Source organism: Lysinibacillus sp. 38-6, assembly GCF_046245175.1.
GTDB lineage: Bacteria > Bacillota > Bacilli > Bacillales_A > Planococcaceae > Lysinibacillus.
In genome coordinates, this window is record NZ_CP176417.1 from 3284963 (window position 1) to 3309493 (window position 24531).

24 protein-coding genes are annotated in these 24531 nt (G+C 36.8%); 3 read left to right on the plus strand and 21 right to left on the minus strand.

Features of this window, described 5'->3' with window-relative positions:
* Nucleotide 1: 1 nt before the first annotated feature.
* The 5 genes from ACKVEV_RS16830 to ACKVEV_RS16850 form a co-directional block, all read right to left on the minus strand.
* Nucleotides 2-835 carry a two-component system regulatory protein YycI gene (locus ACKVEV_RS16830; RefSeq protein ID WP_409367441.1) on the minus strand — a complete coding sequence of 278 codons (834 nt, stop codon included), beginning with the start codon at nucleotides 833-835 and terminating at the stop codon, nucleotides 2-4.
* Nucleotides 822-2138: a YycH family regulatory protein gene (locus ACKVEV_RS16835; protein ID WP_409367442.1), complete on the minus strand. Its 1317-nt coding sequence runs from the start codon at nucleotides 2136-2138 to the stop codon at nucleotides 822-824. The genes ACKVEV_RS16830 and ACKVEV_RS16835 overlap by 14 nt, the downstream gene beginning before the upstream one ends.
* Nucleotides 2135-4000: a cell wall metabolism sensor histidine kinase WalK gene (gene walK / locus ACKVEV_RS16840; protein ID WP_409367443.1), complete on the minus strand. Its 1866-nt coding sequence runs from the start codon at nucleotides 3998-4000 to the stop codon at nucleotides 2135-2137. Before walK ends, ACKVEV_RS16835 begins: the two co-directional genes overlap by 4 nt.
* Nucleotides 4001-4005: 5 nt before the next feature.
* Nucleotides 4006-4719, minus strand: coding sequence for a response regulator YycF (yycF, locus tag ACKVEV_RS16845; RefSeq protein ID WP_402927499.1), 714 nt, complete (start codon nucleotides 4717-4719; stop codon nucleotides 4006-4008).
* Nucleotides 4720-5054: 335 nt separating this feature from the next.
* Nucleotides 5055-6521: a peptidoglycan DD-metalloendopeptidase family protein gene (locus ACKVEV_RS16850; protein WP_409367444.1), complete on the minus strand. Its 1467-nt coding sequence runs from the start codon at nucleotides 6519-6521 to the stop codon at nucleotides 5055-5057.
* Nucleotides 6522-6815: 294 nt separating this feature from the next.
* Here ACKVEV_RS16850 and ACKVEV_RS16855 point away from each other — a divergent pair, with 294 nt between their 5' ends.
* Nucleotides 6816-7733 (plus strand): YitT family protein, encoded by a 918-nt coding sequence (locus tag ACKVEV_RS16855; RefSeq protein WP_409367445.1) that lies wholly within the window; start codon nucleotides 6816-6818, stop codon nucleotides 7731-7733.
* Nucleotides 7734-8025: 292 nt separating this feature from the next.
* Here the strand turns inward: ACKVEV_RS16855 and ACKVEV_RS16860 are convergent, their stop codons facing one another.
* The 11 genes from ACKVEV_RS16860 to ACKVEV_RS16910 all read right to left on the minus strand — a co-directional run bounded on the left by ACKVEV_RS16860 (nucleotide 8026) and on the right by ACKVEV_RS16910 (nucleotide 19432).
* Nucleotides 8026-9315 carry an adenylosuccinate synthase gene (locus ACKVEV_RS16860; protein WP_402927502.1) on the minus strand — a complete coding sequence of 430 codons (1290 nt, stop codon included), beginning with the start codon at nucleotides 9313-9315 and terminating at the stop codon, nucleotides 8026-8028.
* Between the two features lie 188 nt (nucleotides 9316-9503).
* Nucleotides 9504-10865: a replicative DNA helicase gene (gene dnaB / locus ACKVEV_RS16865; RefSeq protein ID WP_402927503.1), complete on the minus strand. Its 1362-nt coding sequence runs from the start codon at nucleotides 10863-10865 to the stop codon at nucleotides 9504-9506.
* 13 nt (nucleotides 10866-10878) lie between these two features.
* Nucleotides 10879-11325 (minus strand): 50S ribosomal protein L9, encoded by a 447-nt coding sequence (gene rplI, locus ACKVEV_RS16870; RefSeq protein ID WP_402927505.1) that lies wholly within the window; start codon nucleotides 11323-11325, stop codon nucleotides 10879-10881.
* A complete protein-coding gene (locus tag ACKVEV_RS16875; protein WP_409367446.1) occupies nucleotides 11322-13295 on the minus strand; it encodes a DHH family phosphoesterase in 1974 nt (657 codons plus the stop codon). Before ACKVEV_RS16875 ends, rplI begins: the two co-directional genes overlap by 4 nt.
* A 12-nt stretch (nucleotides 13296-13307) precedes the next feature.
* Complete coding sequence (locus ACKVEV_RS16880) at nucleotides 13308-14249, minus strand: YybS family protein (RefSeq protein ID WP_409367447.1); 942 nt, start codon at nucleotides 14247-14249, stop codon at nucleotides 13308-13310.
* A 258-nt stretch (nucleotides 14250-14507) separates the two neighbouring features.
* Nucleotides 14508-15200, minus strand: a complete 693-nt coding sequence (locus tag ACKVEV_RS16885; RefSeq protein ID WP_409367448.1) for an ABC transporter ATP-binding protein — start codon at nucleotides 15198-15200, stop codon at nucleotides 14508-14510.
* Nucleotides 15193-16479: a hypothetical protein gene (locus ACKVEV_RS16890; protein WP_409367449.1), complete on the minus strand. Its 1287-nt coding sequence runs from the start codon at nucleotides 16477-16479 to the stop codon at nucleotides 15193-15195. Before ACKVEV_RS16890 ends, ACKVEV_RS16885 begins: the two co-directional genes overlap by 8 nt.
* Nucleotides 16476-17438, minus strand: coding sequence for a hypothetical protein (locus ACKVEV_RS16895; RefSeq protein WP_409367450.1), 963 nt, complete (start codon nucleotides 17436-17438; stop codon nucleotides 16476-16478). Before ACKVEV_RS16895 ends, ACKVEV_RS16890 begins: the two co-directional genes overlap by 4 nt.
* 21 nt (nucleotides 17439-17459) lie before the next feature.
* Entirely contained in the window at nucleotides 17460-17879 is a 420-nt protein-coding gene (locus tag ACKVEV_RS16900; protein ID WP_409367451.1) for a hypothetical protein, read from the minus strand.
* Between the two features lie 493 nt (nucleotides 17880-18372).
* On the minus strand, nucleotides 18373-18822 hold the full coding sequence (gene cynS / locus ACKVEV_RS16905) for a cyanase (protein WP_409367452.1): 450 nt from the start codon (nucleotides 18820-18822) through the stop codon (nucleotides 18373-18375).
* 28 nt (nucleotides 18823-18850) lie between these two features.
* Nucleotides 18851-19432 carry a beta-class carbonic anhydrase gene (locus ACKVEV_RS16910; RefSeq protein ID WP_409367453.1) on the minus strand — a complete coding sequence of 194 codons (582 nt, stop codon included), beginning with the start codon at nucleotides 19430-19432 and terminating at the stop codon, nucleotides 18851-18853.
* A 183-nt stretch (nucleotides 19433-19615) separates the two neighbouring features.
* Between ACKVEV_RS16910 and ACKVEV_RS16915 the strand changes: the two genes are divergently transcribed.
* Nucleotides 19616-20029, plus strand: coding sequence for an Lrp/AsnC family transcriptional regulator (locus ACKVEV_RS16915; RefSeq protein WP_409370578.1), 414 nt, complete (start codon nucleotides 19616-19618; stop codon nucleotides 20027-20029).
* A gap of 204 nt (nucleotides 20030-20233) precedes the next feature.
* Here the strand turns inward: ACKVEV_RS16915 and rpsR are convergent, their stop codons facing one another.
* The 3 genes from rpsR to rpsF are packed head-to-tail and all read right to left on the minus strand — an operon-like array spanning nucleotide 20234 to nucleotide 21417.
* Nucleotides 20234-20470, minus strand: a complete 237-nt coding sequence (gene rpsR / locus ACKVEV_RS16920) for a 30S ribosomal protein S18 (RefSeq protein ID WP_010860721.1) — start codon at nucleotides 20468-20470, stop codon at nucleotides 20234-20236.
* A 47-nt stretch (nucleotides 20471-20517) separates the two neighbouring features.
* Complete coding sequence (ssb, locus tag ACKVEV_RS16925) at nucleotides 20518-21090, minus strand: single-stranded DNA-binding protein (RefSeq protein WP_024364645.1); 573 nt, start codon at nucleotides 21088-21090, stop codon at nucleotides 20518-20520.
* Between the two features lie 36 nt (nucleotides 21091-21126).
* On the minus strand, nucleotides 21127-21417 hold the full coding sequence (gene rpsF, locus ACKVEV_RS16930) for a 30S ribosomal protein S6 (RefSeq protein ID WP_024364644.1): 291 nt from the start codon (nucleotides 21415-21417) through the stop codon (nucleotides 21127-21129).
* A gap of 173 nt (nucleotides 21418-21590) precedes the next feature.
* Between rpsF and ACKVEV_RS16935 the strand changes: the two genes are divergently transcribed.
* Entirely contained in the window at nucleotides 21591-22151 is a 561-nt protein-coding gene (locus ACKVEV_RS16935; RefSeq protein ID WP_409367454.1) for a DUF3267 domain-containing protein, read from the plus strand.
* A gap of 18 nt (nucleotides 22152-22169) precedes the next feature.
* Here ACKVEV_RS16935 and ACKVEV_RS16940 read toward each other — a convergent pair whose 3' ends face one another.
* Both ACKVEV_RS16940 and ychF read right to left on the minus strand, forming a co-directional pair.
* A complete protein-coding gene (locus tag ACKVEV_RS16940) occupies nucleotides 22170-23210 on the minus strand; it encodes an acyl-CoA dehydrogenase family protein (RefSeq protein ID WP_409367455.1) in 1041 nt (346 codons plus the stop codon).
* A gap of 124 nt (nucleotides 23211-23334) precedes the next feature.
* A complete protein-coding gene (ychF, locus tag ACKVEV_RS16945) occupies nucleotides 23335-24435 on the minus strand; it encodes a redox-regulated ATPase YchF (RefSeq protein ID WP_409367456.1) in 1101 nt (366 codons plus the stop codon).
* Between the last annotated feature and the right edge of the window lie 96 nt (nucleotides 24436-24531).

Here is a 24531-nt window from a genome sequence, read left to right on the forward strand (position 1 = left end):
ATTAAACTCCCCAGTCTTCTTCTTCAACCTCTTGCTTGTCTTCTTGTATTTCTATAATCATACCTTTTACAGCATCTACAAAATACTCTTCTATTTCACCGTCTGATAATTTTACGCGAACTTCCCATGTTGGCAACAATACTTGCGTTTGCGTTAAGTAGACAAGTGTAGAATAGCCCAGCTGCATATGCTCAACATGCGAATCTGGTTTTAAAAGCCCTTTAGCGTATAAAGCTTGAATGACTTGAATCGGTGGCAGCACACTTTGTTGTTGCTCCACTTCCTCGATATTGTCTAGCTTCGTTTGCTCATACATCGTCACTTCATCATTGGCATTCCATTGTATTCTTAACAGACCACTCTTATTGTAATAGAGCATTCGATTATTTGTTTTTTGAAAGAAGATGGCGAAACGTTCATCACGATTGACCTTCCATAATCCATAGGAAGCACCTTCTTTAATATTTGCCTCTACAAATTCTGTGAAGCTTGCATCATCATTGACATTGCGCAATTTTATGGGATTTACTAAATCTACGTGCGCCTCTTTTCCTTCAAATTTTCCATCTACAAAACTTACTTGTTGATTAGAGTCGGTAAAATCAGCAGCCGTAAAAATATGAACTTTGCCTTTAATATACGTAGCAGAGTCTACACTATGCGGCAACACGCCATACGTAATATTATCCTCTTTTAAACGGGCATCAATTGTTTTCTCCCCTGTTACCTCTACGCTTTGCGCCTCATTGTAACGATTCACATACAATGAGTATAAGAAAATATTTAATATTAAAAAGACGACAATAAAAATGGATTTTGTTCTATTCCAATCCATTTTTTACACCCCCAAGCATTTCAGGTGTTAGTAAAATCCACGAACCATTACGAATAATAAACCAGCTCGGTTCTAATGTAAATAATTTTAGATTTTCATCTTGCGTTAAATAATAGCCAATGGATAGTTCATCTATATCAGATAAAACAATATTATTGAGCTTTTGAATTTTTTCAACGATTTCCGTTCCAGACGGTAGCTCTTTAATCTCTTTTTCCGATATGTCTAAAGAGAAGTATGGACGTCGATAGCGGAAAATACGATTATCTCCCCATTGCGTTGTAATACGTGTAGTTGTTTGATCACTATAGACAGGGAACCCTTGTAAATAAAGCTGATAATCAATTTGATTTTTACTTGGGTTGCTTGATACATAGCGGTAATCACCTGTAAAGCCCCCATGCTCATTGATAAATTCAAAACTATCCTGGAAGAGTTTCGATGGCTCAACACGTTCGCTACTTTCTGCAGTTGGATAGACATACGTTAATGATTTAGCCCTTGTATCAAGCGTCATAAGAGACAAACCATCTGTATATTTTTCAAATGCGGCACTTTCAACATTACGTTGTACGACATTTGGATCTGAGAATAATACATTTTTAAATAGTACTGGTGATAGTTCATTCATATAATACGTATATTTTACAGATTCAATTTTGTCACTCGCAACGTATAGTGAAGTATAGCCTTCACGCTCTATTTCTTTATACGGACTTTGCAGCTCTGCTGGTTCAATAATGTCCTTGGCAAATTCATTAATATTTGTCATCGTTACATGTGAGCGTAATAATGATTTATTAGAGCTACTAACGAAGTACAACTGTACTTCTTTATTTGTGTAATTCGTCCAATCTATAATAATCCGATTGAATGTTGTCTCTGGTAACTCTTTTTCATCAAAGTTAAACATTGAACCAAGCTCTGAAAAAGGAATTTCTCCGGCAAAAAATACTGTCATCCGATTATTCGCACGTATCATTTCATTGATATAGGTTGGAGAAATATTATTATTTACCCGCACTAAATCAAGAATGTTCCAACCTTCGAAAACCTTCATAATGTCTTTCATTGCACCATTAGATACAGTTCCAGTCAATTTATCGTCAATGCTGTATAGCGCTTTATATGGCTTAATAACATCTTCCACATTCTTTTGTGTGCCAATTAAAATTTCCTTGCCCTCTGTCTGCTCAATTACATTGTAATCAGGCGAATATGTCCAGATACTAAAAGTTAGCACAATACTTAGCACAACGAGTAGAAATAAAACAATCGATTTTACCGGTTCTATATATTTCATTCCCACTCACCTGCCTCGTCAAAATCATCTAATTCATATGGTAATGTGAAGAACACCGTTGTCCCGTATCCTTCTTCACTTTCAGCCCAAATCTTCCCACCGTGCGCTTCAATCATTTCCCGTGCAATCGCTAATCCAAGACCTGTACCACCCATTGAGCGTGCTCGTGCGCGATCGACACGATAAAAACGATCAAAAATGCGTCCTACATTTTCCTTTGGAATACCCATGCCATCATCTGAAATCATGACCTTCAGCATATTTCCTTGGACGGTAAAACCAAAGCGCACATTGCCGCCGTCTGGCGAATATTTTATAGCATTTGAAATCACATTATCAATTACTTGCGTCACCTTATCCGTATCAATTTCAACATAATATGATGTCTCTGGCAGTAAGCGCTCAAAAGCGACGTTTTCTGATTTAGACATTTCAAAGCGATCGATAATCCGATTAAAGAATGAGTTAAATAACACAATATCTTTATTCAATTTATAATTACTACTATCCATTCGTGATAGCTGTAATAAGTCATTCACTAAACGAATCATGCGCTCGGTCTCTGTTTGTGTAACATTTAAAAATGTTGGCGCTATGTTGTCATCCTTCCATGCACCATCAATTAATGCTTCAAGATAACTACGCATCGTTGTTAATGGTGTTCGAAGCTCATGGGAAACATTCGAAACAAATTCTCTACGCTCCATTTCAATCTTTTCCTGCTCCGTAATATCATGAAGCACCGTAATTAACCCATTAATAAAACCGGTTTCCTTTTGAATAACAGAAAAATTGGCACGTAAAATATACGGTGCATCTGCTGTACTAAAGTCCAAATTAATCGCATCATTCATATGGATTAAATCTTCAAAACTATACTCCTGATCAATTCCTAAAACGGAGGCGATTGGACGTCCTAATGTAATATCTCTTGAAATGTGCAGTAACTCTAACGCTGGATCATTAATTAGTATAATACGTCCTTTGCGGTCTGTAGCAATAACGCCATCTGTCATATTACTAAGAACGGAATCGAGTTTACGCCGTTCTGCCTCTGTCGTCGACTGCGACTCTTGCAAACGATTGGTCAAATGATTAAAGGTAATGGCAAGCTGACCAATCTCATCGGTTCCATAGACTCGTACTTTACGAGAAAAGTTACCCTTTGCCATAGCTTGTGCTTGTTTTCGCATATCCGCAATAGGCTGGGTAATGGTACGAGCCACTAAAATACCTAAGAAAATCGTAACGACTAATGAAACGGCAGTACCCCCTAAGAAAATACGGTTAATATCATTCATCTGCTCAAAAACAGATTCGATATTTGCCTCAATATAAAGCACGCCAATTATTTCATCATCAGGGCCAGCCCCTTCACGGATTGGCGTTGCCAACACCCACACTCGATTTCTAGTTTTATTATCAAGTTTTATAATATCAAACAGTGTTTCTGCGGATATCGCTCGACGGACAAGGTCTGTATTCGAGCGCTGTCCAATTAAACTTTGATTATCTACTTCTGAAGTTGCAAGTATACGCTGTCTACTATCAATTACGCGAATTTCTAAAATGTCACCCGTTGAAACATCCTTCAACCCTGTTGAAAATTCCTTTACAATCGATTTCAGACTTTCCTCAAGTGAAGGCATACTTTCATCGCGCTCTTTTAAAATTTCTTCACGAATGCTATATTGCATCAAATCTACACGCTGAAAAATAGAATCTTGGAAATTACTTTTTAAATTTTCCTCTAATTGCTTGGCAAAATAGATTCCTATAATTTGTAATGCTAACATGATTAGCAAAATATAAATAAGTACAAGCTTGACATGAATTGATTTAAAGAAGCTTACTTTTTGCATTCCCTTTACTCCTGTTCAGGATTTCGTAAATAATACCCTACGCCACGACGAGTGACAATCCACGCTGGATGGCTTGGATTATCCTCGATTTTTTCACGAAGTCGACGAATCGTTACATCGACTGTACGCACGTCACCGAAATAATCGTAGCCCCATACAGTTTGTAAAAGATGCTCACGCGTCATCACTTGTCCAATATGTTTCCCTAAATAATGTAGTAATTCAAACTCTCGATGTGTCAGTTCAATGGCTTCATCACGCTTCATTACCTGATAGGCGTCCGGCTGAATAACAAGAGATCCTACTACAATTTCATTTGATGCTTCTGCTTCTTCCTCAGCTGCAGGTGCTACTACTTGCAGGCGACGCATATTTGCCTTCACACGCGCGATAAGCTCTCGTGTACTAAAAGGCTTTGTTACATAATCATCCGCGCCCATTTCTAACCCTAACACCTTATCAATCTCAGATCCTTTAGCGGTTAACATAATGATAGGAAAATCATATTTTTTTCGAATTTCTCGGCAAACTTCCATACCGTCTCTTTTTGGTAACATTATATCTAACAGCATTAAATCTGGTTGCTCTTCTTCAACCTTTTCTAACGCTTCATCTCCATCGTAAGCACAAATTACTTTGTAGCCTTCTTTAATTAAATTAAACTGTAAAATATCTGCGATTGGTTTTTCATCGTCAACAACTAATATCGTTTTGCTCATATATTCTCTCCCTTTCGCTATTCATCTATTCTAAACAATGTGTATTTGTAAAGTTACTACTCTTAACTCTAACATGCTTTTAGCTTCCATGCATTATTCACGAACAGTTTCCCTATTTCGACAATTATTTCTCGGGAAATATCGTCGTTTTGAATCTACTATACAAAAAGGCAGCCCACTATTGGACTGCCTTTTAAAAAAGATCCATTACGCCCTAGTATTATATCTCCCAGAATTTTCAAGTTTGCTTAAAAAGCTCCACTTAAAATCTAATGACATCCGCAAAGGCTTAACTTGATTCAGCCTGGGTAAAAAACCCCTCTGAATTCAGTACATTACTGACCTACATATGATAATGGATTGACAAGCTCACCATTTTTCTCAACTTCAAAGTGTAAATGTGTACCTGTTGAATTTCCTGTAGAGCCCATAATCCCAATAACAGAACCTTTTTCAACTACTTGTCCAACGCTAACTTTAATGGAAGATAAATGTCCATAAAGCGTCGTATAGCTATTATTATGATTAATAACAATGCGATTACCATAGCTGCCTGAAAAACCAGCTGCTACTACGACACCATTATCTGCAGCTAGTATATTGTAGTTACTAGGTCGAGCAATATCAATTCCACGATGGTTGGCACCCCAACGTTGCCCCATACCACTTGAAATATAGCCCCCTACTGTTGGCCAAGCGAAGTCACCCGTTCCTCGAGAAGAAACGACTTTTGTCCCTACAACTTCAATTTGATCGACTGGTTGTTGTAAGACGGTTTCTTCTAAAGCTACTTTTGACGTTCGAGCGCCATTTTCAGCAGTGATTAAGTACGACGTTTCTTTTTTACCGTTCACGCCTTGCTGCTTAATAACGGTCTCTCCTTTATACATCGTAGGGTCTTCTTCAATTATTTTTTTAAATGCAATTGTATCTGTAATTTTCTTTTCTTGTTTTACCTCAATTGTTACAAATGGTTTTGCAACAGTTACATTGAGTGCTTGTCCTATTTGTAACACGGTATCTACTGTCAGACCAGGATTTAATGCCATTAATTCAGCCGTTGTTAAGTTATGTTTTTTAGCGACTGCGCCTAAAACATCACCTGATTGAATTTTATATAACTCTTGCTCTAGAGAGCCTGTCATTAAATATTTTACTGCTTCTTCAGGTGAAACGATATTTTTTGGTTCTACTTTTTCACTGACACCTGAAATATCTTGTTTAAACGTAATATTTAACAGGCGTGATTCTCCCGATTGCAAAGCCGGTAATTCATTTAAAGATTGTTGATTAGCCAGTAAATCATCTAACTGCTGTGGTGAAACATATTGTAGCTTAAGCATACGAATTGTTTCTTCGTAAGCAGCTGCATCTTTTAAGTAAGCGATTGGCTTATTATCTACTAATAAAGTAAAAGCAGGTGCTTGCGCTACTAATGTTTGCTCTAAGTTTGCTAATGTTTCTGCATCTTTCGTTTCATTGCTAAACACTTGCTCTGGTATGATTTTCACCGCAGAGTTCGCATCAATTCGTAAGTCTTTATACTGATTACTCGCTAGTTGTTCTTTTGATGCGATAATTTCGCGAACAGCTTTATCATCAGATACAGCGCCCATATATTTATTATCTACATAGACATGGTAAATTTTATTTAATGCTTCTTTATGATTATTTTCTTTTGTAAAGCCCACGTTTATTGCGAAACTTGCCATTAATACTGCAATAATTGATACTTTTTTTAAAGAAGAAAAATTGTAGGTGGATCGATTGTTTTCTTCTTTTTTATTCCAAGACGAACTCATCAATAAAGCCCCTTCCAACTTTAACCTAACATAGGATTAATTACCCACAAAGAATTTTGCACCACTTTAATGTATCATAAAGAAAATGTTGTTTGAATATTTTATCCTTTTTGTAATGAAAATGTATTATTTCTCTACTAATTGTTACATAATCCCTATTATTTACAGAACCCACCCAATTTTCTTTATATTAAAAATTATGAAATATTATCCTTTTTATTTTATTTTGAAGGTGTCGTAAACATATTGCTTTTTACTTTTTAAATATTTCGATAAAATAAAGTAAGAGACTAGTTGATTGGAGCGATAGAATTGATTGATTCACAAACCTCATTGAAGGTATCAAAAGCAAAGCTACAAAAAAAGAATACAGTTCGGAAAATTACCACCAGAACGATAATGGTTGCAATCGGCGCTATCATTATGGCATTAGGACTAGAGCTATTTTTAGTACCCAACCACATTATGGATGGTGGAATCGTTGGTGTATCCATTATCACCTCCCATTTATTAAGCTTACCCCTAGGCATATTCATCTTCGTTTTGAACTTACCTTTTATCTTTTTAGGCTATAAACAGATTGGAAAAACTTTTGCCCTTTCTACGGGGCTTGGCATCACAGTCCTCTCCGTTACAACAATCTTCTTACATAATCTCGAACCATTTACAACCGACACATTACTCGCCACTGTTTTCGGAGGTATGATTTTAGGCATTGGCGTTGGTATCGTTATCCGTTATGGCGGTTCTTTAGATGGAACTGAAATTTTAGCTATTTTATTTAATCGAAAGTCTCCATTCTCGGTAGGGGAAATTATTATGTTTTTTAATCTTCTTATCTTTACCGTAGCAGGGTTTGTTTTTACGTGGGAACAAGCAATGTATTCGATTATGGCTTACTATATCGCCTATAAAATGATTGATATTGTCATACAAGGGATGGAAGAATCGAAATCTGTTTATATTATTAGTGATGAGATTGATGAAATTGGTCAAACGATCATGGATCGACTTGGTCGTGGGGTTACTTTTCTTCACGGTGAGGGTGCCTATACTGGCAATGACAAAAAAGTAATTTTTACTGTTATAACGCGCTTAGAAGAATCCAAATTGAAAACAATTGTCGCTGAAATAGACGACCATGCATTTCTGGCAATAGGAAATATTGCCGAAGTAAAAGGTGGTCGCTTCAAGAAGAAGGATATTCACTAAAAAGCACAGCTTAGATAAAAAAGAAAAAGTGTTAGATTGACTCAAATCAATCTAACACTTTTTGCTATTACCGTTGTTGTCCGCTACGGCGGACGCTTTCCGTGGGCACAACGTAAGCCGCAACCCTCGCTTGCGCGCGGCTTGTTGCGTCTTACGTTTTGTGCGTTCCCACAGGAGTCGCCGCCTTCGCTACCAACAACTAGTGCTCACTTCTAATTTTTTATTTATAGCAATAGTAAGAATAGCTAAGGTTTTATTTTCTCTCTTTTGAAAATTTGTTCCCGCCTCTTTATTATGCTTCCCAAATATCCACTAACACGTTTGTTTGTTCGCGACCAGGGCCTACAGAGAAGGTAGCAATTTGAATGCCCGTTAATTCACTTACACGTTCAACGTAACGGCGTGCATTCTCTGGTAACTCTTCTAATGTGCGGCAGCCTGTAATATCTTCTGACCAGCCTGGAAGCTCTTCATAAATCGGTTCACATTGTTCAATAATATGAAGATTTGCTGGGTACTCTGTAATTGTTTCATCTTTATATTTATAAGCTGTACAGATTTTCACTGTCTCTAAGCCCGATAAAACATCAATAGAATTTAGTGATAAATGTGTAATACCACTTACACGGCGTGAATGGCGAACGACAACCGTATCAAACCAGCCTACACGGCGAGGGCGTCCAGTTGTTGTACCGTATTCACGACCCACTTCACGAATTTGTTGACCCACTTCATCAAATAATTCCGTTGGGAACGGGCCATCGCCTACACGTGACGTATAAGCTTTACATACACCAATAACACTTGTAACTTTAGATGGACCAACGCCCGAACCAATGGCAACACCACCAGCAACAGGGTTTGAAGAAGTAACAAAAGGATATGTTCCTTGATCGACATCAAGTAAAATACCTTGTGCGCCTTCAAATAATACTTTGCCACCCTCATCTATAACATCATTTAAAATTTTTGAAGTATCCGTCACATATTTTGCGATTTCTTGTCCATAACCGTAATATTCCTCGAAAATTTCTTCGAATGTAATTCCTTCAACTTCATAAAATTTCTCAAACAATTTATTTTTAATTGCTAAATTATGACGTAGTTTTTCTTCGAATACTTCTTTATCTAATAAATCAGCCATACGGATACCGATACGTGCTACTTTATCTTGATAGCATGGTCCGATTCCTTTGCACGTTGTACCGATTTTATTATCGCCACGGCTTTCTTCATCTGCAATATCTTGTTTAATATGATATGGCAAAATGACATGGGCACGATTTGAAATGCGAAGATTATCTGTATTAATGCCTCGCTCTTGAAGTCCTTTTAACTCTGTTACAAGCGACTTTGGATTAACTACCATCCCATTTCCCATTACAGAAGTTTTTTCTTTGTAGAAAATACCTGATGGAATTAAATGGAGTTTATATGTTTCACCATCGATTTTAATGGTATGGCCTGCATTATCGCCACCTGCAAAACGCGCGATTGCATCTGCCTTTTGTGAAAGGAAATCTGTAATTTTACCTTTTCCTTCGTCTCCCCACTGTGTTCCTACAACTACAACTGATGTCATAATCAGCACCTCCGTTAGATACATATTGTATCTCATTAATCAAGCCGTAAATTATTGTAACAATGTTAGAAACGACTCGTCAACAAAAAGTAATTAAAAACACGAACATAAAATCAATTACTATGATTTAACGTTCGTGTTTAATGACGGAATGGTATGAATATTATCTCTTTTTTAGATAAATATTACTAATCACGTGGAGGTGGTGGTGGCATTTGTGACCAATCCACGTTAATAAATTTATTGAATTCCTTTTTAAAAGCAAGTGTAACTGTTCCTGTTGGACCGTTACGCTGTTTAGCGATTATAATTTCAATCATATTTTTACTCTCGGACTCTTTATCGTAATAATCATCACGATATAAGAAGGCAACAATATCGGCATCCTGCTCAATACTTCCTGATTCACGCAAGTCACTCATCATTGGTCGCTTATCTTGACGTTGTTCTACACCACGTGATAACTGAGATAATGCAATAACAGGTACCTTTAATTCACGCGCTAATCCTTTTAACGAACGTGAAATTTCAGATACTTCCTGTTGACGGTTTTCACCTGGCTTACCACTACCTTGAATAAGCTGTAAGTAATCGATTAGAATCATTCCTAGTCCATGCTCTTGTGCTAAACGTCTACACTTTGCTCGAATTTCATTGATACGTACACCGGGTGTATCATCAATAAAAATACCCGAATTCGATAAACTTCCCATTGCCATCGTTAGTTTACCCCAATCTTCGGTTGTTAAAGCACCTGTACGTAAAACTTGTGCATCAATATTTCCTTCAGCACATAGCATACGCATGATTAGTTGCTCTGCTCCCATCTCCAATGAGAAGATGGCAACATTTTCACGTGCTTGTACAGCAACACTCTGGGCAACGTTTAGCGCAAAGGCCGTTTTCCCTACAGAAGGTCGGGCTGCAACGATGATTAAATCATTGCGTTGGAAACCAGCTGTAATATTGTCTAAGTCGCGGAATCCTGTCGGTATACCTGTGACATCACCTTTACGTGATTGCAACTGCTCGATATTATCGAATGTTTCTACTAAAACGTCTTTTACATGTTTAAAGTCGCCAGCGTTTTTGCGGTTGGCGACCTCCATCATTTTCTTTTCTGCTTCGCCAAGTAGTGCTTCTACTTCGTCTTCACGTGTGTAGCCATCTTCCACTATTTTTGTAGCTACACGGATTAAACGGCGTAATAGCGCTTTTTCCTCAACAATTTTAGCATAGTGAGCAATGTTTGCCGCCGTAGGGACAGCATTGGCGAGCTCTAGTAAATACGATAGCCCGCCAACATCCTCAATCTCTTTTTTTGCTGATAATTCCTCAGTAACTGTTACAACATCTATCGCTTTTCCTTGATCACTTAAACGCAGCATCGTTTCAAAAATCTTTTTATGTGCGTTTTGGTAAAAATCATCGGCTAGCAGTATTTCCGATGCCGTGATTAGTGCCTGTGGTTCTAGAAAAATGGCACCGATAACCGATTGCTCCGCTTCCCGGTTATGCGGTGGAACGCGGTCTATCATCGGTTCATTCATGGATAGTCGCCCCTTATTCTTCCGTTACTTGCACTTTTAATGTTGCTGAAACTTCGTGGTGTAGTTTTACAGGTACATTTGTAAAGCCTAGTGCACGGATGCCTTCAGGTAAAGTCATTTTACGTTTATCGATTTTAATGCCATGTACTTTTTGAAGTGCTTCAGCAATTTGTTTTGTCGAAACTGAACCAAATAAGCGACCGCCATCACCTGATTTTGCTTTTAATTCAACAGTTAAGGCTTCTAGCTTTTCTTTTAAAGCTTGTGCTTCAGCTAATTCTGCAGCCGCATTTTTTTGTTCTAATTTCTTTTGCCCTTCTAATTGGCTCATTGCTTGTGCATTCGCTTCTGCAGCGTAGCCGTTTTTAATTAGGAAATTTTGTGCATAGCCATCTGCTACATTTTTAACTTCCCCTTTTTTGCCTTTACCTTTTACATCTTTTAAAAATACTACTTTCATAATTCAGAACTCCCTTCGAGTACCTCATATATGGCCTCTTCCAAATATTTTTTTACCTCATCTATAGAAAGTGCGTCGATTTGGCAAGCTGCATTAGTTAAATGCCCGCCACCGCCAAGCCTTTCCATGATAAGCTGTACATTTACTTCTCCTAGTGATCTTGCACTAATACCGATTTTACCATCAGAGCGATGGGCAATAACGAACGATGCATTCACATCTTTCATCGTTAATAAAATGTCAGCTGTTTGTGCAATTAACACAGAATCATAAATTTTAGCATCTTCACCGACAGCTACCGCAATGCCTGGTTTGACGAATTTGACCGTTTGCACAATTTTTGAACGTTCAATGTACGTAATAATGTCTTCTTTTAAAAGCCTTTGTACTAAAACCGTATCGGCCCCATTTGTTCGTAAATACGAAGCTGCCTCAAACGTCCGTGCACCTGTGCGCAGTGTGAAACTCTTTGTATCAACAATAATGCCGGCTAATAAGGCTGTCGCCTCTAGCATATTAATTTTTGCTCGTTTTGGCTGATACTCTAGTAATTCTGTTACAAGTTCAGCTGTAGAGGAAGCATAAGGCTCCATATAGACGAGTGTTGGATTTTCAATAAAGTCTTCACTACGACGGTGATGGTCGATGACGACTACCTTTTCCGCAAGCTTTAATAAATGTGGATCAATGACTAAATTAGGCTTATGCGTATCTACTATAATGAGTAAAGATTTCTCCGTCATTTTCCCGGCAACTTCTTCTGGCGTTAAGAAATGCTCAAAGAAGTCGGATTTCGTTTCAATTTCATGCATTAAACGTGTTACACTGCCGTTTAATTCATCAAAATTAATCACAACATAGCCTTTTACATCATTCATTTGTGCCATTTTGCGGACCCCGACAGATGCGCCGATTGAGTCCATATCCGGGTTTTTATGTCCCATTACAAACACTTGGTCACTGTCTTGTATTAAATCACGTAATGCATGTGAGATTACGCGTGCTCTTACGCGTGTACGTTTTTCTACAGGGTTGGTTTTCCCACCGTAAAATTTGAGCTTTCCAGTAGGTTGCTTGATAGCTACCTGATCCCCGCCACGACCTAATACGAGGTCTAGGCTTGATTGAGCTAGCTCACCAAGTTCCACTAATGAAGAAGAACCTGCACCGACGCCAATACTAAGCGTTAGCGACAGATTTTTTTGTGCTGTCTTTTCACGAATCGTATCTAAAATAGTAAATTTCTTTTTTTCTAGTTCCGTTAAAATGGACTCATTTAACACCGCTAAAAAACGATCTGAAGAGATTCGCTTTACAAAAATGCCATGCTCCGCGGCCCAATCGTTGACGATAGATGTGACCATCGTGTTGGTTAAGCTACGAGGTTGATCATCCATTGCTTGGGTGATTTCATCATAGTTATCAACAAATAGTATGGCAATGACGGTGCGATCTGCAAAGTATTGTTTTTCAATTGCGATTTGTTCCGTAATATCGAAGAAGTAAAGTAAACGCTCTTCTTCTTTGTAAAAGACACGATATTTGCGATCACGAAGCGTTATCGTTGCTTCTTTTGTCTCCTCGGTCTTCATCAGTACATAGATATCATCAGAAATATTGACGATGCCCTCACCCACTAATGACTCATTGTCTAATACATTTTGCATATATGGGTTTGACCATTCGATTTCGTACTCTTCATTCACTAGTAAAATTCCGATTGGCATTTCAAGCAAAGCCTCTTCTCCAACCTTTTTCATACGGAAGGAAATAGACTCTATATGCTTTTCTGTCTCTTCAAAAGTATTTTGTTCAATTTTCCAAGTATAGACCATTAACACCGCAAAGCCTATGCCATAGCCAAAACCTATTCCGATATTCCAAATACAAAGAAGCGCGAACGTCACGATGCCAAAAATGGAAAGAACAAAAAGCGGATAGCGGATTGGTCGTTTTCTAAAAGTTCCCATTACATCAGCCCCTTATTCCTTAGTCTTCCCTTTCACAAGTGAACGCACGTCGAAACCTAAATCGATAATACCGAGTAAAATAATAAATGATGAGAGTGGAATGGCTAAAATAGTAGCAACCCATTTCACCACGCTCGGCATCCCTTTCGTCGCAATGAAATAATGGATAAACGCTATCCCTTGAAGGATAAATAACATCCATAAAATATATGACACATTTAATACAATAACATCTAGCATAGAGCCCGCTTCTGGACGTATAAATAGGTTAATACACAAAATAATCATGTAGTACCATAAAATTGAGCGTGGTAGTCGCAAATGCTGAAACGCTGGAAATTTCGGGACTGCTAAACCTAGTCGTTTTAAAATTGGTAAATTTAAAGTAATGACAATAAACGCTATTAAAAATGCGGAAATTGTTACAGTCGATGGCACCGTTAGCTCCATTGCTCTAAGCGTAGCCTCCAATTTTTCAGGTTGGAAAGCATATTGTCCCGTCATACTTTTAGCAAGCTCATTGGATTGCTCATAGCTATCACGGGCAACTTTTAAACTTATTTCAATGATGTTAATTTTCGCTATTTGCACAAAGGCTAAATAGATAAGCGCTGACGATAAAAGTACCGCGACACCTGTTGACATGAATAAATGAAGTTTACTCTTCTTCAATTGAATTCCATTACCTATAACTACCCCAAGTAAAGCCGTAATAAAGGCGAACGGTAGCATGAACAGTCCACTCGTTAGCATTGTTAAAATACAGCCAACAACTGCTACAAATATCGATGCGGAACGCTTGTAATGTGCACTATACCAAGCAATCGGTAATGGAGAAAAAATTAAGGCAATGATAAAAATAATTGGTATATACGTTGCAATCATCATTAAGATTGTAAACATTGCAACCATCATCGAGCCTTGTACAAGCGCCTTTGTTTGATTATTCGGCATTGAAAACCTTCCTTTTTGTCTGTCAAACTTACTAAACTTTATTGTACCATTTTTTCACCCTATTGAACAAAAAACGCGAAGGACGTCTAGATGCTTTTTGATGAATTCATGACAAATGAAAAGTTTTTCAATTAAAATAGGTGTATTGCCATTGAATTTTACTGTTTTTGAAGTATGTAAAAGACAACTGACTAAAGGCAAAATTAAAACATGAGTTCAGTACAATACCGAACTCATGCCACTAAAATCATTAAGAGGCTATTTAGTGCTCACCAATTTGGCGTCCAATAAAATCCCCCCAGAACTCATCCAATATTCTTGATCTACATATTGCGAACTTAAATGACTATGAGTAGCCATCACAATCGTTGTTTCATTGCCACATAACCTTTTAAAAAGATTAAACACTAACCTAGTCGTATCGTCGTCCAATGACCCAGTAGGCTCATCTGCTATTAACAATGTAGGCTTTTTAACGAGTGCTCTAATGACCCCTACCCGCTGTCTTTCTCCCCCAGATAGCTTTTCAATTTTTTTATCAAGTAAATGGTCAATTTTTAAATATGCGCTCAGCTCATCGCTATAGGTTGTACTTTGCTTTTTATCATATTTACCTAATACTAATGGTGCTAGTATATTTTCCCGAACTGTGAGGTTACGAATCATTGGGTTGTATTGTGAAATATAGCCGATTCGACTGCCTCTTATATTCGAGAGTTCATTAAGATCTTGCTTATGCATTTCGATACCATCCATTATGTACTGGCCACTATCTGCCTTTTCAAGTCCTGCTAAAATATTAAGCAATGTGCTTTTGCCGACACCACTTGGTCCTTTTATAGAGATAAATTGTTTACCGGCGAATTTTAAATTAATGTTATTTAATATCGTTTTTTCATTATACGCTTTTGCTATGTTATCTAATGTAATGAAGCTTTTGATATTAATCACCCTTTAACTTTTCAATGATATTCGTTGTTGCTAATAAGTTATTTACTAACAGATAAACAACGACATTGAATACCAACCAAACGATGAACCCGGCAATTACTAAAATAGATAGTATCGTAGTGTCTTGCATAAATAAAACAGTGCATAACAATGCCAATCCTATACTCATGCCATTGAGGATTGAAAATTCAAGTTGAATATTTTTTTTGATTTTATGATTTGTAACACCACTCATAATAAACACTAAATACGTATCAAATTGTCTTGTTATAAAGCTTTTAACGAACAAATAGAAAGCACACAAAATAAAAATAAATACAACACTCGATATTGTAACAATAAGTGTTTGATTGGTTTCAATCATTTTATATAAAAGATTAACTGATAGCGAATTCGCACCAATAATTTGATAATCGGTGAAATTCGTCACTTTTTCTATCTCTCCAATTTCCTTTCTTACTTCAAGTGCGTTTAAGTTGGTCATTAAAATACCACCCATTTTACTTAAAAGAAGTGCCCTAAAGAATACTTCCTTTACCTCCGTTTTTTGTAACAATTCAGAAGGCTGTTCAGAAAGCGACATGGAAGGTAATAGAATATAACGATTAAGTACTTGCTGCGGCTCATTATTAGTGAAAATAAATGAATTTTCCTTTGCAAAGCCTACTACTCGCCCAATAAATTTTTCAAAATAATGATGAATCTCTAATTGGTCATGCAACTTATAGTATGGACGATAGTCAGAGCCAAGAATTACAGGTATTTCCTTTCTTCCTGCATCGTAGACATAAGCGGAATCATCAAAGTACTGTCCTTCGATTAGTTCAACGACATTATAATCAAATACAGATTTAGTCACTTGCATCGATTTAGTGGTTTGATATAACGCACCTTCGTGCTCATAAATATCATTAGTAGAGCCCCATTCATAAAAGGCGGAGAACTTCTTATCAGGAGGATATTGTTTTAAGCCTATTGGCTGCAATACGGCATTATAAAAGACCACTTTATTATTTTTAAGTACATCATTATTAAAATCATTGAGGATATCATAGTTTTTTACATCTTTAAAAAATTCAATTTCCCTTTCACCTATTAAATTATCCGTAAGCTTATAGATGTGGTAGTTATGAAATTTACTGGCTGAGCTTATTTCTATTTTTGAAATGTTTAGATTTACTAACAGTACAAATAAAACGACAGAAAATAGAAATGATAGTAACCCTATTATCAACGGAAGCAATTTTTTATTTTTTAGTAGCAGTCTAGTTGTATTCAAAATGATCTTACTCCTTTTTTAATCAAGGACTTTGTCATTAGTAGACAGGCTAAAAAATACCCTATAATTGTTATGAACATATAGAAAACAGCTACGTAGTACCAATGACTACCCCAAGTAGAATAGAAGTGGTTAACTGCGATTAATACTAAAGATTCCAATAACATTATCACGAATAGCGCAATGAATTCTGCTATAAAAACTTTATGAAATATGATGTGCCATTTCCCGCCTGCTAAATATAATATTTGCACAATTGATTTTTTTCTTTGAATGGAATAATAGACCGTCACGGCTTGCGCAATAATGACAAACAGTACAGAAATGAGTAAGAATCCATTTAAAAGAACATTTGACTTCAATATAGCAGTTCCTCTATCTTCATTTTCAATTAGTTGATAACTCGTATTAGGGAACATTTTTTGCATCAATTTATATGGATTTCCACTCTCTACATTGAGAATAAACTTTGTTCCATTGGCCAAGTTGATTTGTTGAGTTTTTGATATATACCAGGCCTCCCTATTCAAATAAGATCCAGGTGTGGCAAATTGGCCAATAACAAGGCTTTTCATATTTTTTGAAAGGGCCCCTTCAGGAAAAACAGTACCTGTAATGATATAGTCTGTTGCTAGTGGTGGTTTGTTATAGTTTATAGGTGGCAACTTTACCGATTTGTTAATATAGATATATTTTAATTTCGGATTGTCTAGTTTATATTGCATTAACAAATAGGGCTCATTTAAGTCGATGTCTAGCGAAGACTCTTCTGTATTGATAATGAATTCAACAGCGTTTTTGCTGATATAGCCATTGTTAATCATATTGGTATAGCTAACTGAGTCCATTATATAAAGCAAGGCAGCGGCACTAGTAAACAATAGTAACGTTAGTAACAAAAACTTACTGGATACTATATATTTTTTCATCACGTTAAATTGCAAGAAAGAGATAATCAATTGATTATCTCTTCATGTATTTTATTTTCCATAGTACGTTTTCGCAACCCAGCCTAAGTCGCCAGGGTGCCAACCGCTAATTGCTTGTGTTGTACCGAAACCCCATACACGACCGCTATCTGCTTCTGCACGACCAGAAATAGCCGATTCGTAACGAGCTCTAGAATAATGGTATACACCTGGCCAAGTCGTGTTTGCAATGACCCGCTCATAAACTGCTGAACCTCTTCTAGTATAATCTTTCGTTGCGCTATGTATGGGGTTACCAGTAGCAAATGAAGAAATATCACTATCTTGTCGTAATGTAAAATAACCCGTATCTTCACTCCACCCACCATAAATCGTTGGGTCATCTAGTGTTACTGCCTTTGCTGAAGATAACATTGTGCCGCTTAAACTTAATGTAAGTACACTTACCAACATCCATTTTGTAGTTTTCAATGTAAACACCCCTTGATTCACAAAATAAATTTGATAATTTTTAATATTATAATAAATTAATATTTATTTACATGTCAATATTCAAAATTAAATGAAAATTAAAATTTTCATTAGAGCTACTTGTGCAAATATCTATGGAGATTCTCTATCACTTTTTGGATGTCTTGTACTATTTTTAGCACAATAAAAAAGCACAACAAGTCAATAAACCTTGTTGTGCTTAACAATAACTAAAAAAAGTTCGCTGTATTAATGTTGAAATATCTTCTATTGATAATGAAATACGCCACCAATAATAATAGGTAATGCCATTGAATTTGTAATTAAAAAATATAAGCCATTGTAAAATATTAAAACTGGTATAAAAGTATTTTTTATATTATTCTCCTTTTTTGAAAAAAATCTAAATAAAAAATCCATCCAGTTAGATTAAAGGATGGATTTTTTAGTTTAAAATTATATATGATTAGGTTTTTTTATTGAATTTAATTAATTACCATGTACGGAATGGTAGGAATTTACCGTTAAGTGTAATAACGATACGTGGGTCGCCACCTTTAGGATCTTCTTGTGTGTCTACGCCTAGGTTAAAGTTAATTGCACTCATAACACCTTCTCCGACTTTCTCGAGGATTAATTCTCGAAGAGTTGGTGCATATTGTAACATCATTTCATATAATCGATATAAGATTGGGTCCGTAGGAGGCATTTGCATTACTTCACCTCGAAGTGGAACAACTGTTAATGCTTGAACTACATCTTCATCTAACTCTAATAGTTTACCTACTTTTTCTGCTTCTGGACGAGTCATTGTAGCTTGTCCTAATAATGCAGTTACAACCCAAGTCTCAGAGTTTTCACTTACCTTTGAAATTTCTTCCCATGTTAAACCTTTTGCAATTTTCGCATCCATAATTTTTTGCGTAGCTTCTTTTCTATTCATATCTAATAACTTCCTTCCGTCTAATAAATTATTTTGCCTCACCATTTAATGCTTTATATCCATCAACGACTACATCCAATTTACCTGTATGAGGGTCAATCACTAAGCCATGTACAGGAACATCTTTTGGAATTAGTGGGTGGTTTCTTACTAAATCAACATTCGCTTGCGTTGAATCGCAGACATCATCGAATCCAAATAACCATTTTTCAAGATCAACACCAGCGTATTCAATCGCTGATAAAATTTCTGGTGAAGCTGCTCCACGATCTAATATTTTTTGAAGTGTTCCGCGTGGATTGGATTGACTAGCACCACATCGGTGGTGTCCAATAAGGAAGATTTCGTCTGCGTTTAGATCGTATACTGATGCTACAACACTTTGCATCACACTATCGAAAGCAGAAGGAATTTTACCACCAGCATTTCTGATAACTTTTGCATCACCATCGTGTATGTCTAAAGCTTTTGGTAGTAGCTCAATTAAACGAGCATCCATGCAAGAAACAACAACCATACGTTTTTTAGGCATTTTTGTTGCTTCACGTGGGGCATATTCTTTATTTCCCACAAATTGTTCATTGAATGATAAAATTTCTTGTAATAACATATTTTTAACCTCCTTCAAATCTAGATGTATTATTGTTACGTCCTCTATGTTTTAAGTAAATAAAACTGATAAATAATGTGATGTATGAGGATAAACTAAGTATAGTGAATTGTATCGATAAGCAGAATAAGTTGGCGAAACACTTTCCGACGTTCTACTTTCATGATGAAAGGATTGATTTAAATCATTGATCAAACAGATTTGGAGATTCTGAAATTATTAAGCGAAAACTCAAGAATACAGTGGAAAGAACTAGGTCAAAAAATACACATGACGGGGCAGGCTGTAGGAAACCGCATTCGAAGATTAGAGGATATAGGAGTTATTGAACAATATACAATTGCCATAAACCGAATAAAATTAGGTCAATTATTGACAGCATTTGTTACGGTGTTCGTAAAAACAACTAATCATCAAGAATTTAAAAATTTCTTTCAAGAGGAAGAAGCAATTTCTGAAGTACATCGTACAAGTGGTGATGGATGTTATTTATTAAAAACACATTTTTCTTCAAATGAAGACTTGGATATCTTCCTAGAACGACTTTTAAAGTACGGAAACTATCGTGTTAACTTATCCATAGGAAAATTAAAATAATGACCATTTTGTAAAAATATTAATATCCTTAACATTTCATAAGTGGAGCCTTACTACAAATTTTGTGTAGTAAGGCTCCACTTGTTTAACAATTTATTTTGTCTTTTATATAGGCAAAATAATTTATGGATAGCAGGTTTTAAGCATTCCTGATTAAAATAAAAAAGCACAACAAGGTTTAATACCTTGTTGTGCTTAACAATCTTATTTATCTTCAGATACGAATGGAAGTAATCCCATAATACGAGAAACTTTGATAGCTGAAGTTAATTTACGTTGGTACTTAGCGCTAGTGCCAGTTACGCGACGTGGTAAGATTTTACCGCGTTCAGAGATGAATTTTTTAAGTAAATCCACATCTTTATAATCGATATGCGTAATGTTATTAGCAGTGAAGTAGCAAACTTTACGGCGTTTGCGGCCTCCGCGACGTGGTGCCATAGTGATGTCTCCTCCTTATAAGTTTATAGTTTTTGTAGCTCGAAGAATTAGAATGGAAGATCGTCTTCTGATACTTCAATCGGTCCCTTGCTATTCGCAAATGGATCTTCGTCTACTCGTGTATAGTTCGGCTGATTCATCGGTGGTTGATTTTGTTGATAAGAAGCACCGCCGCCAAACGAACCTTGCTGAGGCATTGCGCCACCATACTGTTGCTGTGGTTGTCCACCGCCATATGACGGCTGACTATTTGCGTAAGATTGTCCACCGTATTGGTTAGATGCAGGAGCACCTCCACCACTACGAGGTTCTAAAAACTGTACGCTATCTGCCACAACATCAGTTGTATATACACGCTTACCATCTTGTCCTTCATAGCTACCTGTTTGGATACGACCTTCTACTCCAATTAAACTTCCTTTTTTCATGAAGTTCGCTAAGTTTTCAGCCTGTTTACGCCAAGCAACACAGCTAATGAAATCTGCTTCTTTTTCACCTTGTTGGTTTGAGAATGTACGATTCACAGCTACTGTAAATCGAGTAGACGCAATACCATTCGGTGTGTAGCGCAGCTCAGGGTCTTTTGTTAGTCTTCCAACTAATACGACACGATTTATCATCAGAATGCAACCTCCTTTTCAGCATTTTGTTTAAAATTATTTTGCTTCTTCGCGTACTGCAATGTGACGAATGATATCTTCGCTGATGTTAGCAAGACGTGTGTATTCGTTGATTGCTTCTGAAGGAGCGTTTACTTTTACGATTTGGTAGTAACCTTCGCGGAAGTCTTGGATCTCGTAAGCTAAGCGGCGTTTGCCCCACTCTTTTGCTTCGATGACTTCAGCACCGTTAGAAGTTAAGATTTCGTTGAAACGTTCAACTAAAGCTTTCTTCGCTTCGTCTTCAATGTTTGGACGTACAATGTACATTAATTCGTATTTTCTCATCTGTTTACACCTCCTTATGGACTCAGGCTCTCCTGTTTGCAGGGAGCAAGGAGTAAGTAATAATTATTACTCACATCAATGAATTGTAACACATTGGCATCTGTCTTTCAAGTCGCAAACGAATAATTCATTCGATATAATAAAGTTGATGAATTGATAAAAGGAGGACGATTATGCTACCAGATCAGGAACCTCATGTAATTGAATTAGATATTAAGAAACTAATGATGGACAGCGTCGTCATCACTAGTGGTCTCTCTATTTTATTTATTGCCATACAATACATTTGTTTAAAAGATTTTGAGTTTTCGTTTTGGCATATGGTAAGCGGCTTTATCCTTTTTGTCTTACTCTATATCGTGCTTATTGTTTTGCATGAAGTTTTTCATTTAATCGGGTTTATGGTTTTTGGCAGTGTACCCTACAAATCATTAAAATATGGTATTAATTTAGAGCTTGGTATAGCCTATGCAACGACCGACCAGCTACTCCCTAATCATGCAATGAAAAAAGCATTATTATTACCGTTTTGGACAACTGGTGTTGTGCCAACGGTTGTTGGTTTTTATGTCAACAGTACTGTCTTATTGCTTGCTGGTGCCTTTTTAATTGCTGGTGCAGTAGGAGATTTCGCTATGTATAAGGAATTGCGCAAATATCCTAAAAATGCACTGATACAGGACGACCCTCAATTACCAAAGCTTTATGTTTATGCTCCACCGAAAAAGTCATGATTTCAAAATAAACACTTTTTATGGTGTTAAAAACCCGTGTTGTGCAGCTGTACATAGATTTCTCCAAATTCGATTAATCGTAGCAGTTTCAATAATGGCGTCCATGCCAAGACTGCGAATCATATTGTTTGCGATATCCACGCAGACGGCTGCACTTTCCTTACTCATGTTTGTAAAATCATGTAATTGTTGTTCTGTCAGCTCAATTTGTTGCTGATGTTGTAGCCAATAAGCTGACAGGATAGCATAAAATTGTTCTTCCACTTGTCGAAAACGCTTTTGTTGTTGCATAAATAGAAATTGCAATGCGCCAATACGTTCGGCACGATGTAATTGCTTATTTTTTTGCTCGATCAAGGACCAAGCCTCTTCTAAAAAATTTTCTGTAATGCCAAGGCAAACACTTAAAAAAGAAGCTTCCGCGAAAGTGCCGAACGGAAAACTATGGACGGCATTACTGTAATGATTTTTACAAATGCCTAATTGGAATGTTTTATCATGCGGAATCCATACATTTTGAACTCGAATTGTATGGCTTGCTGTAGCTTTTAACCCCATCGCTTGCCAATCATTCACGATTTCTACTTGGTCGCGATTCACAGCACAACTAATGATGTTATCTGTCATGACTCCATCTTCTTTGACAAAACAATTGATGGTAAACGTTGTTGCGTAATCAGCACCGCTACAAAATCTCCATTGCCCTGTTACAACATAGCCATTAGCTACTTTTACAGCAGTGCCATTGGGATAGCCACTCCCCGCTATTACAGCATCATTTGGTGAAAAAATCTTTTCACCTATTTCTTGCGTTAATGTTGGAATAAACAAATTACCACCTGTTCCTATCGTCACGAGCCACCCAAAGTTGCCATCAATAGCAGACATGCGCTGAAACACTTTTATCCCTTCTAGTAAATCTAAATCTTTGCCGCCTAATTCCTTTGCTATAAACAGTTTGAATAATTGTTGCTCATAAATAATGTCTAATATATCTTGCGGCAACTTTCCTAGCTGTTCGATTTCTAAAGCCCGTTCTTTCACCTCTAATATGTTCATAGTGCCCTCCTTTAGAAATTGAAAATTCTGATATTTATATAACCAAAAATAGGCTAATCCAAACGTCCAATCAACGTGAGGAGAAGCCTATTTTGTTTGTATAAAATTAGCGTAATTTTATGATTTAGACGTTAAAGCGGAATAACATAATATCGCCGTCTTGTACAATATACTCTTTACCTTCAAGACGTACTTTTCCAGCTTCTTTTGCAGCAGCTTGTGAGCCCGCTTCTACTAAATCATCGTAAGCCACTGTTTCTGCACGAATAAATCCGCGTTCAAAGTCAGTATGAATAATACCAGCACATTGTGGCGCTTTCATGCCTTTACGGAATGTCCATGCTCGTACTTCTTGTACCCCAGCAGTGAAGTAAGTAGCTAAACCTAATAAATCATAAGAAGTGCGGATTAATTGATCCAGACCTGATTCTTTAATGCCTAGTTCTTCTAAGAACATCGCTTTTTCTTCATCGTCAAGCTCTGAAATTTCTTCTTCGATTTTTGCGCAAATAGTAATGACTTGTGCACCTTCAGCGGATGCATATTCACGTACCTTTTGAACATATTCATTATTATCGGCATCTGCCACTTCGTCCTCTGAAACGTTGGCAACATACAGCATTGGTTTAATCGTTAATAGGTGTAGTCCTTTAATAACTTTTAACTCGTCTTCTGAAAGCTCAGCTGCACGAGCAGGTCGACCATTTTCTAATTCAGCTTTGATTTTAAGAAGAATTGGTTCTTCCACCATTGCTTCTTTATCTTTTTGTTTAGCCATTTTGCTTACACGTTGTAAACGTTTATCAACTGATTCTAAATCAGCAAGCGCAAGCTCTAAGTTAATGACTTCAATATCATCAATTGGATCTACCGCACCTGATACGTGTGTAATATTTTCGTCTACAAAGCAACGTACTACTTGGCAAATAGCATCTACTTCACGAATATGAGCAAGGAATTTGTTTCCTAACCCTTCTCCTTTAGAGGCACCTTTTACGATACCCGCAATATCCGTAAACTCAAATGCTGTTGGTACTGTCTTTTTTGGTACAACTAATTCTGTTAATTTGTCTAAACGTGCATCTGGTACTTCAACGATACCTACGTTTGGATCGATTGTTGCGAATGGGTAGTTTGCAGCCAAAGCGCCCGCTTTTGTAATTGCGTTAAATAGTGTTGATTTTCCGACGTTAGGTAAACCAACGATTCCAGCTGTTAATGCCATAAATGGACACAACCTTTCTATGCTCAGTTCAATTTTGTTCTTTTTATCCCGTGCCTAACGGGTGCTTAGTTTCTTACTTCAAAGAGTGCGTAAACT

What these genes read in the sequence shown, in the direction of transcription:
- ACKVEV_RS16860 (WP_402927502.1), bottom strand. Translation starts at nt 9,315, where the DNA reads ATGACATCAGTTGTAGTTGTAGGAACACAGTGGGGAGACGAAGGAAAA.
- rpsF (WP_024364644.1), bottom strand. Translation starts at nt 21,417, where the DNA reads ATGAGAAAATACGAATTAATGTACATTGTACGTCCAAACATTGAAGAC.
- ACKVEV_RS16935 (WP_409367454.1), top strand. Translation starts at nt 21,591, where the DNA reads ATGCTACCAGATCAGGAACCTCATGTAATTGAATTAGATATTAAGAAA.
- ACKVEV_RS16880 (WP_409367447.1), bottom strand. Translation starts at nt 14,249, where the DNA reads ATGCCGAATAATCAAACAAAGGCGCTTGTACAAGGCTCGATGATGGTT.
- rplI (WP_402927505.1), bottom strand. Translation starts at nt 11,325, where the DNA reads ATGAAAGTAGTATTTTTAAAAGATGTAAAAGGTAAAGGCAAAAAAGGG.
- ACKVEV_RS16850 (WP_409367444.1), bottom strand. Translation starts at nt 6,521, where the DNA reads ATGAGTTCGTCTTGGAATAAAAAAGAAGAAAACAATCGATCCACCTAC.
- ychF (WP_409367456.1), bottom strand. Translation starts at nt 24,435, where the DNA reads ATGGCATTAACAGCTGGAATCGTTGGTTTACCTAACGTCGGAAAATCA.
- ACKVEV_RS16830 (WP_409367441.1), bottom strand. Translation starts at nt 835, where the DNA reads ATGGATTGGAATAGAACAAAATCCATTTTTATTGTCGTCTTTTTAATA.
- cynS (WP_409367452.1), bottom strand. Translation starts at nt 18,822, where the DNA reads ATGAATAGAAAAGAAGCTACGCAAAAAATTATGGATGCGAAAATTGCA.
- ACKVEV_RS16835 (WP_409367442.1), bottom strand. Translation starts at nt 2,138, where the DNA reads ATGAAATATATAGAACCGGTAAAATCGATTGTTTTATTTCTACTCGTT.
- rpsR (WP_010860721.1), bottom strand. Translation starts at nt 20,470, where the DNA reads ATGGCACCACGTCGCGGAGGCCGCAAACGCCGTAAAGTTTGCTACTTC.
- yycF (WP_402927499.1), bottom strand. Translation starts at nt 4,719, where the DNA reads ATGAGCAAAACGATATTAGTTGTTGACGATGAAAAACCAATCGCAGAT.
- ssb (WP_024364645.1), bottom strand. Translation starts at nt 21,090, where the DNA reads ATGATAAATCGTGTCGTATTAGTTGGAAGACTAACAAAAGACCCTGAG.
- ACKVEV_RS16910 (WP_409367453.1), bottom strand. Translation starts at nt 19,432, where the DNA reads ATGTTATTACAAGAAATTTTATCATTCAATGAACAATTTGTGGGAAAT.
- walK (WP_409367443.1), bottom strand. Translation starts at nt 4,000, where the DNA reads ATGCAAAAAGTAAGCTTCTTTAAATCAATTCATGTCAAGCTTGTACTT.
- ACKVEV_RS16875 (WP_409367446.1), bottom strand. Translation starts at nt 13,295, where the DNA reads ATGGGAACTTTTAGAAAACGACCAATCCGCTATCCGCTTTTTGTTCTT.
- dnaB (WP_402927503.1), bottom strand. Translation starts at nt 10,865, where the DNA reads ATGAATGAACCGATGATAGACCGCGTTCCACCGCATAACCGGGAAGCG.
- ACKVEV_RS16940 (WP_409367455.1), bottom strand. Translation starts at nt 23,210, where the DNA reads ATGAACATATTAGAGGTGAAAGAACGGGCTTTAGAAATCGAACAGCTA.